General features: G+C 35.7%; 11 protein-coding genes and 1 tRNA gene. 5 read left to right on the forward strand and 7 right to left on the reverse strand.

What is annotated here, in order from left to right; translation table 11 throughout:
• Positions 1-569: 569 nt before the first annotated feature.
• On the reverse strand, positions 570-1,166 hold the full coding sequence (locus tag JEP71_RS02540) for a thymidine kinase (protein ID WP_023581977.1): 597 nt from the start codon (positions 1,164-1,166) through the stop codon (positions 570-572).
• Between the two features lie 509 nt (positions 1,167-1,675).
• Between JEP71_RS02540 and hns the strand changes: the two genes are divergently transcribed.
• Complete coding sequence (gene hns / locus JEP71_RS02545) at positions 1,676-2,080, forward strand: histone-like nucleoid-structuring protein H-NS (protein WP_088495367.1); 405 nt, start codon at positions 1,676-1,678, stop codon at positions 2,078-2,080.
• A 231-nt stretch (positions 2,081-2,311) separates the two neighbouring features.
• Here hns and JEP71_RS02550 read toward each other — a convergent pair whose 3' ends face one another.
• The 3 genes from JEP71_RS02550 to rssB form a co-directional block, all read right to left on the reverse strand.
• The gene (locus tag JEP71_RS02550) at positions 2,312-3,319 is read right to left on the reverse strand and encodes an NAD-dependent epimerase (RefSeq protein ID WP_198625702.1); all 1,008 of its coding nucleotides are present in this window, start codon (positions 3,317-3,319) and stop codon (positions 2,312-2,314) included.
• Positions 3,320-3,585: 266 nt separating this feature from the next.
• Complete coding sequence (gene galU / locus JEP71_RS02555) at positions 3,586-4,494, reverse strand: UTP--glucose-1-phosphate uridylyltransferase GalU (protein WP_198619929.1); 909 nt, start codon at positions 4,492-4,494, stop codon at positions 3,586-3,588.
• Positions 4,495-4,673: 179 nt separating this feature from the next.
• Positions 4,674-5,693 (reverse strand): two-component system response regulator RssB, encoded by a 1,020-nt coding sequence (rssB, locus tag JEP71_RS02560; protein WP_109372108.1) that lies wholly within the window; start codon positions 5,691-5,693, stop codon positions 4,674-4,676.
• Positions 5,694-5,842: 149 nt separating this feature from the next.
• Here rssB and JEP71_RS02565 point away from each other — a divergent pair, with 149 nt between their 5' ends.
• From JEP71_RS02565 to JEP71_RS02575, 3 genes are all read left to right on the forward strand, one after another.
• Positions 5,843-6,316 carry a YchJ family protein gene (locus JEP71_RS02565; RefSeq protein ID WP_198625703.1) on the forward strand — a complete coding sequence of 158 codons (474 nt, stop codon included), beginning with the start codon at positions 5,843-5,845 and terminating at the stop codon, positions 6,314-6,316.
• Between the two features lie 38 nt (positions 6,317-6,354).
• Positions 6,355-7,203 (forward strand): formyltetrahydrofolate deformylase, encoded by an 849-nt coding sequence (purU, locus tag JEP71_RS02570; RefSeq protein WP_069368973.1) that lies wholly within the window; start codon positions 6,355-6,357, stop codon positions 7,201-7,203.
• 255 nt (positions 7,204-7,458) lie between these two features.
• Positions 7,459-7,543: transfer RNA gene (locus JEP71_RS02575), tRNA-Tyr, on the forward strand.
• Positions 7,544-7,575: 32 nt separating this feature from the next.
• Here JEP71_RS02575 and JEP71_RS02580 read toward each other — a convergent pair.
• Positions 7,576-8,439: a LysR family transcriptional regulator gene (locus JEP71_RS02580; protein ID WP_198619926.1), complete on the reverse strand. Its 864-nt coding sequence runs from the start codon at positions 8,437-8,439 to the stop codon at positions 7,576-7,578.
• Between the two features lie 448 nt (positions 8,440-8,887).
• On the opposite strand from JEP71_RS02580, the gene xthA reads away from it, so the two are divergent.
• On the forward strand, positions 8,888-9,694 hold the full coding sequence (xthA, locus tag JEP71_RS02585) for an exodeoxyribonuclease III (RefSeq protein WP_198625704.1): 807 nt from the start codon (positions 8,888-8,890) through the stop codon (positions 9,692-9,694).
• A 68-nt stretch (positions 9,695-9,762) separates the two neighbouring features.
• Here the strand turns inward: xthA and JEP71_RS02590 are convergent, their stop codons facing one another.
• Both JEP71_RS02590 and selD read right to left on the reverse strand, forming a co-directional pair.
• Positions 9,763-11,724 (reverse strand): DNA topoisomerase III, encoded by a 1,962-nt coding sequence (locus tag JEP71_RS02590; RefSeq protein WP_198619924.1) that lies wholly within the window; start codon positions 11,722-11,724, stop codon positions 9,763-9,765.
• Positions 11,725-11,728: 4 nt separating this feature from the next.
• A complete protein-coding gene (selD, locus tag JEP71_RS02595; RefSeq protein WP_109372098.1) occupies positions 11,729-12,772 on the reverse strand; it encodes a selenide, water dikinase SelD in 1,044 nt (347 codons plus the stop codon).

A 12,772-nucleotide genomic window follows, 5' to 3' on the forward strand; every position in this document is an offset into this window, starting at 1 on the left:
TAAAGGTCGCTATTTGTGCTTTCCACATAGAAATTACTCCTTTAGGAGTATAAAAGGAGCCTGTTTATCCGTATTGACAGGCATAAAGTGAAGTGCTTTATTTATTCAATAACAAATTAAGCATCCTATAATCAGCATCTATAAGACCCGATATAAATGTTTCATTATACAAACCATAGATCAAAGAAATATTTTTTCAGTATTTCATGACTATCTTTATTCAATTTTATTAAACTATGAATAATATAAATGCATCAAATGTCTATCTCTCTTATCATTTGTAAAAAACAATATCGACATCACAAAACAAACACCTTACGTATATTTGATTATGTCTTTTTTGATTAATGATAATGAAATAAATAAATTTCCCCATCAAAAAATAACATCTCGTCACAGACGAAAATCAAACTCACCGCAATTTGATATAAAAAAAGCCAATAAATTGGCTAAAAATTAAAAATATATAAGTATTTTTTAGTATTACGTAATATAACACTTTATTTGAATTCTTATTTCATCCCCCTCTTTCACTCTGACAAATTAGTAAAAGAGGGAAATTGAAAAGGTTACTCTTGTTCAATACACCCTTTTAGCGTTGCCTGCGTATAATGCTTACGGCAGACTGAAACATATTTTTCATTTCCACCTATTTCAACTTGAGCACCATCACTCAGTACATTTCCTTTATCATCTAAACGTAATACTTTATTTGCCTTTCTACCGCAGTAACATACTGTTTTAAGTTCTACCAGTTTATCAGCCCATGCTAATAAATAAGCACTACCTGTAAATAACTCACCTCTAAAATCCGTTCTTAATCCATAAGTGAGAACGGGAATATCATAGGTATCCGTTATTTCGCAAAGTTGTTCGACATGTGCCTTACTTAAAAATTGGCATTCATCAATCAATACACAGTGAATAGGCTGTTTGTTATGCTCAGCAACAATAACGTCGCGAATATTCATATCATCACTAAAGAGTAATGCATCCGCACTTAATCCTATTCTTGAGCTAATCTTCCCCTTTGCAAAGCGTGTATCAATAGCCGCAGTGAAAATCAATGTACGCATTCCTCGTTCATTATAGTTATAAGAGGATTGCAATAAAGATGTTGATTTTCCAGCATTCATGGCTGAATAATAAAAATAAAGTTGAGCCATCAGCTCACTCCTTAAATAGTGTTTATTTTCACGAGCGACAGTCTAACATAAACATTCTACAAGTTATCCATAACAAGTATTTATTACCTTTATTTCTATTCTAGATATACTACCGAAAGATGAACTTCGTTGTTAATGCTAATTTTTGCTTAAAAAATAAATAGCTTTAATAAGTACTTAACATATTAAAACACACCTTGATATACCTTTATTAAAGTATGAAAGTTAGTCCGATTCCATTTTTAGAAAAAAGTCCGTTATTATAAAAAAATGAACAAAGCTTTCTATTCTTTAGCATTAGCGCTATCATCAGTTAAAAGATGCATTTCCTTACTAATATTTCCTTTATTGACTAAAGATGCCTCAACTTTTATTATTTTTTTCGTTGAGATATTAGTTTAAAAAAAAGAAATTTTACGTAAGGTTTGTATTTAGGTATTGCAGAAATTTAAATAGCAATCTATTATTAGTATTACATCAGCCAACAACATTTATTTGAGACCAGGAAAATGAGCGAATCTTTAAAAATATTAAATAACATCCGTACTCTCCGTGCACAAGCAAGAGAAACTTCTTTAGAAACTTTAGAAGAAATGCTGGAGAAACTCGAAGTTGTCGTTAATGAGCGTCGTGAAGAATTCTCATTAGAAAAAGCAGCTGAAGAAGAACGTGTTCAAAAATTACAAAAATACCGTGAAATGTTAGAAGAAGCCGGTATTGATCCAACAGACTTACTTGAAGCAAGTGCTGTTAATAAAACAGGCCGTGCTAAACGTGCAGCTCGCCCTGCTAAATACTCTTACGTTGATGAAAATGGTGAAACTAAAACTTGGACAGGCCAAGGTCGTACACCAGCAGTAATCAAACGTGCTATTGATGAAGAAGGCAAATCATTAGACGATTTCCTGCTGTAATTTAAGTCAATACTCTATTTGAAATACCCTTTTAAATAATTAAAAGGGTATTTTCTTGTTTACCTCATTTAATTAAACAAGCGTTTAATTTTAATATGTGCTGATGTTGTTTGTATTAAATGTGGGTAAGCGAAAATAAAAAATGTAATAACTGCGTTATTTATTTTTATTTATAATGAAAAAGGAGCTTTTATAGCTCCTTTTTTCTTTGATCCAATTAAACTAATATTATTAATTTTTATAATAACTTAAATACCAATCAACAAACTGTTTTACGCCATATTCTACTTCGGTATTCGGCGAAAAACCTATTGTCTCAAACAAGTCTTGGCAATCAGCACAAGTAGAAAGCACATCACCATCTTGCATTGGCATTAAATTCAATTTAGCTTTAATATTTAGTGACTTTTCTATCGCTTCAATGAATGCCATCAATTTGGTTGGCTGCCCATTACCCACATTATAGATTTTATAAGGAGCAGAACTTGAAGACGTTTCACCTTTCTCTACTGTCCAGTTTTCATCTGCTTCTGGTACAACATTAACTAATCGAACAACAGATCCCACAATATCATCGACATAAGTGAAATCACGCGTCATATTTCCACTGTTATAAACATCAATAGGTTCGCCAACTAGCATTGCCTTCGTAAATTTAAATAATGCCATATCAGGACGTCCCCAAGGACCATATACCGTAAAGAAACGTAATCCTGTTGTCGGTAATTGATATAAATGTGAATAGCTATGAGACATTAACTCATTGGCTTTCTTTGTTGCCGCATATAATGAAACTGGGTGATCAACACTATCTTCTGTTGAGAAAGGCTGTTTCTGATTTAAACCATAAACCGAGCTTGAAGAGGAATAGATAAGATGTCCGACTTTATTATGGCGACATCCTTCTAATATATTAATATGCCCAACAATATTCGCATCAATATATGCCATTGGGTTTTCAATTGAATAGCGAACACCTGGTTGAGCAGCTAAATGAATAACTCGGTCAAATTGGTGTGATGCAAATAATTGAGCCACTTTTGCTGAGTCAACGATATCAAGTTTCTCAAAATGGAATTTTTCTAGCTGTTGTAATTTAGCTAATCGAGCTTCTTTTAAACGCACATCATAATAATCATTCATGTTATCTATTCCGACAACATGATAACCCATTTCGATTAAACGCTGGCTCATATGATAGCCAATAAAACCCGCAGCACCTGTTACCAATATTTTCATATTATTACTCAATAACCCAATAATTTATTTTTCATGTCAACGCTATCATGCTTAATATCACCTAGATTAAACATCATAACGCTTAACATCGTCATACATTACAGAAATCAACATGGCTCAATACTAAATGCATTGAGCCATACCTTAATCTCTTACAATCACTTTATCTAGCTTTTCTCATAAAATATCAGCTTATTATGCATCATTCATTTATAAGAATTATACAATGAGATTAACCATATAAATGATTATTAATGGGCTTTATTTCACTGTATCTTTAATGATTTTAGCCATTGTGCAAAGTCTTCACCGAACTCTTCGTGCTGTATTCCGTACTCTACGAAGGCTTTCATATACCCTAATTTATTACCACAATCGTGGCTTTTCCCTTGCAGGTGATAAGCTTCAACAGCTTCTTTTTCAATCAGCATTGCAATCGCATCCGTTAACTGAATTTCATCTCCGGCACCAGGTGCTGTTCTCGCTAATAGTGGCCAAATACTTTCAGATAACACATAACGCCCTACGATAGATAAATTCGAAGGTGCTTCTTCTTTCTTAGGTTTTTCAACAACACGAGTAATTGGTTTGCTATCACCTGGGAATAAGTTTTCACCCATGCAATCAACAATACCATAATTAGAGACTTCATCTTCAGGAACAGGCTCAACAAGGATTTGACTTGCGCCTGAACGCTCAAAATGAGAAAGCATCTCTTTTAAGTTAACTTTCGTTAAATCAGCACTGTATCTGTCTAAAATAACATCAGGCAGGATAACAGCGAAAGGTTCATCACCAATTAATGGCTTAGCACATAAAATGGCATGGCCTAATCCTTTCGCTATTCCCTGACGAGTTTGCATAATAGTGACATGGCTTGGGCAAATGCCTTGTACTTCTTCTAATAACTGGCGTTTTACTCGTTTTTCTAAAATTGCTTCTAATTCAAAACTTGTATCAAAATGGTTTTCAATTGAATTTTTAGATGAATGTGTAACAAGTACAATTTCATTAATACCTGCGGCAATACATTCATTCACCACATATTGAATAAGAGGCTTATCAACCACTGGCAACATTTCTTTTGGAATTGCCTTGGTTGCAGGTAGCATTCGTGTTCCTAATCCAGCAACAGGGATCACCGCTTTTCTAACTTTACGCACTGCTGATGACATTATACTTCTCCTGCAATTCGTACCGTTCTACTTTCAGATGTGAATGGGTACAATTAAAAATAATCGCCAGAGTATACCAGCTAATATCTAAGGATAAACAGAGTCCTACCCGTTAATTGAGATAGTTCTTCATTTATGTTTAATATATGCACGATATTCTGTTTTTATTTAATCTAAATTTAACTTTTATAGATAGGGGAAAACATTAATTTAATCTGGTTTGTGTTATCCCAAATTTTACATTGCCAATTTGTTCCCTCACATTTTACTTGATTAATATATAAAAGTTGCAATGTACCTAAGGGAACACCGCTATTTAATTCAAATTTTTTACTTTCTGTTTTTATTTCAGCTTTTAAACCTGCTGAGGCTAATAATATATTTTTTTTCTGCGTATGATAATATCCTAGTGTTATAGGAAATTGTCCTTTTACCCCAATCTCATTAAGCATTTTATTTAGTTTATTCAACATATTATACATACTTGGTAAAGATCGTATTTTTTCTGATGACTTTAATACATCATTAAAAACAACCCGTAAGAGTAAAGCGACCAAAAGCCCATTTTCATCATCTCTCGATATATCGACACAATAGAAGATAATTTGATCTTCGGATAAAGCCGCAATATCAAATAATAAACCCATTTTAGCAATATCATTTAATTGACGATAATTAACACAATATCCCGCAACAATCTGCTTAACCTGTGGTTGCATCTGTTTTATGAACGATTGAATATAATGGGTATCTTTTCGTAAGCTATTCCAAAGTGGTTCTAAATGTATACCTTCTATTAATACTGATTCAAAAAAGCCAGGGCATAATACTTCAATGACTTTTTGTTTTAATTTCTCAAGATGTGTTATTGGCTTAAGAAAAATCTCTTGTGCCCCTAAACGCAACATATCATCTACTTCAGCCATATTATCTGTACATGAAATAGCAATAACAGGAATAGCCAATTTACGTTGTTCAAGATGACATAAAAAAGTGGGACCATTCATTACTGGCATACGGATATCACATAAAATAAGATCAGGAAGCAATCCCCCTTCTAATAAAGATAATGCTTGGCTACCGTTATCTGTTGTATAAACGCAAGCCTTTTCATGTGAGAAATATTCCGTCAACATGGTGCGAAAAACGACCTCATCATCAATTATTAAGATTTTTTTACCCACTAAGGCTTTATTCATTGGTGACTCCGGTAACTATCGTTTCACATGCTGATTAATTAGCGCTACATTATTAGTTTAGTTCAACATTGACGTTAATTATTCCCAATCATTACTTTTTTCAATCTATGGGAAATCGTCATACTGATAACGTGAGTTAGGACATTATTTTGTCAAGTTTATGCCCCTGTAATAGCCAATTATTCTACTCGAATTGCTGTGAGCCTTACCATTTAGGTCAAAAGAACGCCCCAACAGCAGAAGCATTGATGCGTTCGCGTTATAGCGCGTTCGTTAAACATAATGCTGATTACTTAATCAAGACGTGGCATCCCTCTTATCGTGTTGTCTCCTTGCATGATGAATTAGTTTCTGGCTTTCCAAATACACAATGGCTTGGACTCAATGTTATCTCATCGCAAGTAAGCACAAATAAAAATGAGGCATATGTTGAATTCTCGGCTTGCTTTATTGAAAGAAATGCCGATGATAAACAGTACTTACATGAACGCTCTCGTTTTCTAAAAATAGATGACTGTTGGTTTTATATTGACGGTGTGAAACCGAAAGTGGGGCGAAACGATCCCTGCCCTTGTGGTTCAGGGCGTAAATACAAAAAATGTTGTGAAAATAACATCAAATAACTGCAAACACAGAAGTAAAAGAAAGGATTTATCCATACATGCAACACCAAAATACTCAAAAAAAAATACTGCGTACTATTTGCCCTGATGCAAAAGGACTTATCGCTAAAATCACGAATATTTGCTACAAACATCAATTAAATATTGTTCAAAATAGTGAGTTTGTTGATCATCGTACAGGTCGCTTTTTTATGCGCACCGAGCTTGAAGGTATCTTTAATGATGAAACCTTTCTTGCAGATTTAGATGATGCCTTACCACAAGGCTCAAAACGTGAATTAAATACCGCAGGTCGTCGTCGCATTGTCATTATGGTGACAAAAGAAGCACACTGCTTGGGTGACTTATTAATGAAAAGTGCATTTGGTGATTTGGATGTAGAAATTGCCGCCGTCATTGGTAATCACGATACGTTAAAACATCTAGTAGAACAATTTGGTATTCCTTTCCATCTTGTTAGCCATGAAGGCTTAACCCGTGATCAGCATGATGAAAAGTTAATTGCACAAATTAATCAATACAAACCTGATTATGTTGTACTCGCAAAATACATGCGTGTATTAACACCTGCATTTGTACAAAACTTCCCGAATCAAATTATCAATATTCACCACTCTTTCTTACCTGCCTTTATTGGTGCACGCCCTTACCATCAGGCTTATGAGCGCGGTGTGAAAATCATTGGTGCAACAGCACACTACGTAAATGATAATTTAGATGAAGGCCCAATCATCACTCAAAATGTGATTAATGTTGACCATACGTTTTCTGCTGAAGATATGATGAGAGCCGGTCGAGATGTTGAAAAGAATGTTCTTAGCCATGCTTTATATTGGGTACTTTCACAACGTGTCTTCGTTTACGGTAACAGAACAATCATTTTATAAGTTTTCTGTCACTAATAACGCAAACAGTGTGACTATCTAAATGTAAACCGCGATATAAAACATATCGCGGTTTATTTTTTATCTCTTACTAATAGAGATGATATTGCTTAAAATCAATACGATAGCGCATAAAGCTCGAACGATACGCACAATTTTACAGCAGTCAGTCTGTTTTTAGTAAAATAGCGCTTTACAGATCTCAGGTATTTGGTATTATTGCGCCCGCTGTCACGGACAGCAAAACAATTTAATGTTGGTGGGATACCCAAGCGGCCAAAGGGAGCAGACTGTAAATCTGCCGTCACAGACTTCGAAGGTTCGAATCCTTCTCCCACCACCATCTCCTCTTAGCTTTACCCCAAAAAATTCTTTTTATTTCATTTTATTAATTAAATCCAAAAATCGATTCAATACACTTGAATGATACTTAGATTTATAGATATAACAGCTATACTGAATTTCAGGCTGAATTAATGGTATAAAGCATAAATCTGCTTCATACTCACTTTTCAATGGGTTTTCATCTGTTAATAAAAGAGAATGATGCGTTTGAATAAAACGTAAACAGCAATTAAGATCATCCATTATTCTGACACACACTGTCTTTCCTCTATCCCCAATTTCACTCTCTAATTTTTTTATCTTAGCTGTTTTGTATAATGCCGGATCACATAACCAAATATTTTCACTTAAAAGCCTATCAATATTATTATTCACACTATTCACGAGTGTTTTTTGACAACAAATACCCAAGTGTTTATTTTCTATTTTATGAAGAAGACTAAATTTTTCACTAATAATTTTCTCAGAACTTAATATTAATGTATTACCATCATAGTCGGGTATTTCTTCAAAGTTTTCTCTTGAAAATCGCATTATATTTATATGGGAATAATTTTTATTTGCTGCTTGATAAAACTGAGTTAAATACTGACTTTTTCCCCAATCATAATAAACATGAATGCTATTATTTATAATCCCCGAGATATGTTTTTTAGTTATCTCTTTTTCCTGAAGATAGAGCGATTTCAAATCATTATAAAGCTCAAGACCCTCTTGGGTTAAACTCATACCAAACTTCTCTCGCTTAAATAAACGCTTTCCTAACACGGCTTCAAAGTCTTTGATAGATTTAGCGACGGGAGGCGTCGTGCGATTCATCACCCGCGCCGCTTTACTTAACGAGCCGTTTTCGACTACAGCCATAAAGGCTTCTAACTTACGAGAAAAAAACATAATTCACCATTCCTTTGCTGTGTAGAATAAAATAATTTCATTGATTCATTTAATGTAAATAAAATAGTGATTAATTAATTTAAAAATTAATTTTATATAAAAGCAGTCTTATATAAATATTCTTTTACCTCCTTTTAATGAATACAATTTATAACTACAATATTATTTTTATTATGTCATCATTCTTCACATATAAAGAATAATAATACTTATATTCTTCTATCAAAGATTAGTTTATGTTTCTAGTTTGTTTAATTAATATTTTTTGTTATACAATTAATTATTTTTATTAAATTAGCGCGCTTTATTTAATGGCCTTTATTTTTTATCTCATTTTATCTTTCTCTTGATAAGCTGTGCCATCATTTCAGTGATTTGCTTACATTCATTTTATGATCCTGCTAGTATAAGACATCCTATTATTCAATATATAAATGGTTACAGTCACATGAAATTTGTCTCTTTCAATATTAATGGTTTACGCGCTCGTCCTCACCAACTTGAAGCTATCATAGAAAAACATCAGCCAGATGTTATTGGACTTCAAGAAACGAAAGTTCATGATGATATGTTTCCATTAGATACGGTGGGTGCCTTGGGTTATCATGTTTTCTATCATGGTCAAAAAGGGCATTATGGAGTTGCCTTACTCACAAAAGAAAAACCTGTCGCAGTACGTAAAGGCTTTCCTGGCGATGAGGATGATGCTCAACGTCGAATGATCATGGCAGATATCGAAACACCAGCGGGTTTATTAACAGTTATGAACGGTTATTTCCCTCAAGGCGAAAGCCGTGATCATGAAACTAAATTTCCAGCAAAAGAAAAATTCTATGCTGACCTGCAAAATTACCTAACCTCCAGCTTAAAACCAACCTCTCCAGTACTTATTATGGGTGATTTAAATATTAGCCCAACAGATAAAGATATTGGTATTGGCGAAAATAATATGAAACGTTGGTTAAAAACAGGTAAATGTTCTTTCCTACCAGAAGAGCGGGAATGGCTGGCAACCTTAATGGGTTGGGGGTTAACAGATACATTCCGCCAACAACATCCTGAAGCTGATGATAAATTCTCGTGGTTTGACTATCGTTCTAAAGGGTTTGATGATAACCGAGGCTTACGCATTGACTTACTTCTAGCAAGTCGCTGCTTAGCGGATAATTGTATTTCAACAGGAATTGATTACGAGATCCGTGGAATGGAAAAACCATCTGATCACGCACCAGTTTGGGCTGAATTTAAAATCTAATCAGATAAAATCTTAATTCAGTAAAAGCACTTCCCTAAATAATAAAGGAAGTGCTTTTTTATTTGTGCTTAATTATCAGTAGTTGTTTCTTTACTCTGCGCTTTATTTTTCGCGGGGCTTGCTTTGTTACTTCCTTTAGTTGCTGTCTTGCGCTTTTTATTATGCGCGGGTGCGGGAAGATTTCTGAAAGCTTGAATATTTGGACGACGCTTCGCTTGAGTAATCAACTCTATCAAGGTGTTATTTAATGGCATCATAAAATCTTGATATTTAAATTGTTTCTCACTAATTTGCGTGAGTATCGATTCCCAATGTGCAGTCATATCCGGTAAAGTTGCCATATCTGGCAATACATGAATTAATGCTCTACCCGCTGGGGTTGAATTAATGGCTCGCCCTTTCTTTTGCAAAAAACCACGCTTAAATAACAGCTCAATAATTCCCGCTCTTGTCGCCTCAGTGCCTAATCCATCCGTTGCTCTTAGGATTTTCTTAAGCTCTTTATCTTGAACAAAGCGCGCAATTCCAGTCATAGCAGAAAGCAATGTTGCATCAGTAAAAGGTCTTGGAGGCTGCGTTTGCTTTTCAACAATCTCTCCCTTTTCACACAGCAGTTCATCACCCTTAGCCACTATTGGCAATGCAGAGCCGTCATTTTCAGCATCTTGCTCTTTCGCACCTAATAAAACTCGCCATCCTGCTTGCGCTAAAAAACGCGCTTTAGCGATAAATTTGCCATTCTCAATATCAAGTTCAATAACGCATTTACGATAGACAGCATCAGGCATAAATTGCATTAGATATTGGCGAGCCACGAGATAATAAATATTTTTCTCATTTTCACTTAATGAGATATTGCCCGTTTTTGCCGTTGGAATAATTGCATGGTGAGCATCAACTTTTTTATCATCCCAGCAACGATTCTTTTTATCAATATCTAGAGTATCTTGCGGTAATAAGCTTGCGTCATGTGTGCTGATCGCATTAATAACGGCATGGCGGCCAGCAAAATGTTCATCAGGAAGATAACGGCTATCAGAACGCGGATAAGTAATTAATTTATGCGTTTCATATAATCGCTGGCAGGTATCTAAGACTTGTTGTGCGCTTAAACCAAAACGTTTTGCCGCTTCAATTTGTAACGCTGAAAGCGAAAAGGGTAATGGGGCAATTTCAGACTCTTGTTTATCTTGGTAATCTGTAACATTCGCTGGCTTGCCTTGAATTCTCTCAACAACATGCTCTGCAAGCTTACGATTTAATAATCGCCCTTCTTCATCTTGCCAAGGTTCACAATGTTCACTTGGTTGCCAAATCGCGGTAAAGCGTTCATCGGCAGGTGTTACAACATGTGCTTTAACTTCAAAAAAATCTTTAGGAACGAAGTTTTCAATTTCTTCATCACGCCGAACCACTAAGCCTAATACTGGCGTTTGTACTCGCCCTACTGACAATACACCTTGATAACCATTACGCTGACCTAATAGCGTATACGCTCGAGTCATGTTAATACCATAAAGCCAATCTGCTCTTGCTCGCGCTAAAGCAGATACGCACAATGGTACAAACTCATGGTTATAACGTAGCTTATCAATAGCTCGCGTCACTGCCGCTGGGTTTAAGTCATTAATTAAGCAACGACGCGCCTGTTTTCTTTGCTCTTCACTGATATTTAAATAGTTAAGTACTTCATCGACTAAGAGCTGACCTTCACGATCGGGGTCCCCCGCGTGGATCACTTCTTTTGCCTGCTTAAGTAGTGTTTTGATGGTTTCTAGCTGCTTTTTAACATCAGCTCGGGGCTTGAGTTGCCATTTTTCAGGAATAATGGGCAAATCATCTAACGACCAGCGGGCGTACCGCGGGTCGTATGCATCCGGCTCAGCTTGTTCAAGTAAGTGACCAACACACCACGTCACATACTGGTTATCACCACAAAGAATAAAGCCATCGCCCCGTTTATGGGGCTTTGGCAATACATCAGCAATAGCGCGAGCAAGGCTGGGTTTTTCTGCAATAAATAATCTCATTACGTTAGTTAGTCACTTCAATCAACGCTTTTCCTGCCACTGGCTCAGTTAACTCACCGATAGAGGTTAGTTCAATATCAAAACGAGCAGCGACCTCTTTAACCTGTTCCACGGCTTCAGGTAATACAGCTAATAATAAGCCACCTGATGTTTGCGGATCACAGAGTAATTTACGTTGCATTTCAGTGATCTCACCAATTAAATGACCATAACTTTCAAAGTTACGACCTGTACCACCAGGAACACAGCCTTGTTCAATATAAGACTCTACTTCTGGCAATCTTGGGACTTGTGAGAAATGAATGGTGGCTTGTACACCAGAGCCATCACAGATTTCGCTTAAATGCCCTAATAAACCGAATCCTGTAACGTCTGTCATTGCAGTGACGCCTTCGATATCAGAAAAATCAGAACCGGCTTTATTCATACGGCACATAATTTCTGTTGCTAAACCTTGGTGCTCTGGTTTTAACAAACCTTTTTTCTCAGCCGTTGTTAATACACCAATACCCAAAGGTTTAGTTAAAAAGAGCTGACATCCTGCTTTAGCTTCACTGTTTTTCTTCACTTTGCTCACAGGCACGACACCTGTAACGGCAAGGCCAAAAATAGGTTCTGGCGCATCAATTGAGTGACCACCAGCCAGTGAAATGCCTGCTTCTTGGCAAGCAGCTCGACCACCCTCAATCACTTCACGCGCAATTTCAGGTGCCAGTTTACTAATAGGCCAGCCTAAAATAGCGATTGCCATAATAGGTTTTCCGCCCATTGCAAAAATATCACTGATTGCATTCGTTGCAGCGATACGCCCAAAATCATAAGGATTATCAACGATTGGCATAAAGAAATCAGTAGTACTGATAATACCTGTGCCATTTCCTAAATCATAAACAGCAGCATCATCTTTGGTTTCATTACCTACAAGTAAGTGAGGATCATGAAACTTAGCTTGTTCGCTATGTAAAATGGTTTCTAAAACTTTTGGCGAGATCTTACAACCACAACCTGCACCATGACTGTATTGTGTTAAACGAATTGCTTCAGACAT

The sequence above is a fragment of the Proteus sp. PR00224 genome (genome assembly GCF_016238105.1).
In the GTDB taxonomy this organism is placed as follows: domain Bacteria; phylum Pseudomonadota; class Gammaproteobacteria; order Enterobacterales; family Enterobacteriaceae; genus Proteus.

Bases quoted from the DNA above. Each gene is read 5' to 3' on its own strand.
- rssB (WP_109372108.1), bottom strand. From the start codon at position 5,693: ATGAATAAAGCCTTAGTGGGTAAAAAAATCTTAATAATTGATGATGAG.
- JEP71_RS02590 (WP_198619924.1), bottom strand. From the start codon at position 11,724: ATGAGATTATTTATTGCAGAAAAACCCAGCCTTGCTCGCGCTATTGCT.
- JEP71_RS02540 (WP_023581977.1), bottom strand. From the start codon at position 1,166: ATGGCTCAACTTTATTTTTATTATTCAGCCATGAATGCTGGAAAATCA.
- galU (WP_198619929.1), bottom strand. From the start codon at position 4,494: ATGTCATCAGCAGTGCGTAAAGTTAGAAAAGCGGTGATCCCTGTTGCT.
- JEP71_RS02550 (WP_198625702.1), bottom strand. From the start codon at position 3,319: ATGAAAATATTGGTAACAGGTGCTGCGGGTTTTATTGGCTATCATATG.
- hns (WP_088495367.1), top strand. From the start codon at position 1,676: ATGAGCGAATCTTTAAAAATATTAAATAACATCCGTACTCTCCGTGCA.
- xthA (WP_198625704.1), top strand. From the start codon at position 8,888: ATGAAATTTGTCTCTTTCAATATTAATGGTTTACGCGCTCGTCCTCAC.
- selD (WP_109372098.1), bottom strand. From the start codon at position 12,772: ATGTCTGAAGCAATTCGTTTAACACAATACAGTCATGGTGCAGGTTGT.
- purU (WP_069368973.1), top strand. From the start codon at position 6,355: ATGCAACACCAAAATACTCAAAAAAAAATACTGCGTACTATTTGCCCT.
- JEP71_RS02580 (WP_198619926.1), bottom strand. From the start codon at position 8,439: ATGTTTTTTTCTCGTAAGTTAGAAGCCTTTATGGCTGTAGTCGAAAAC.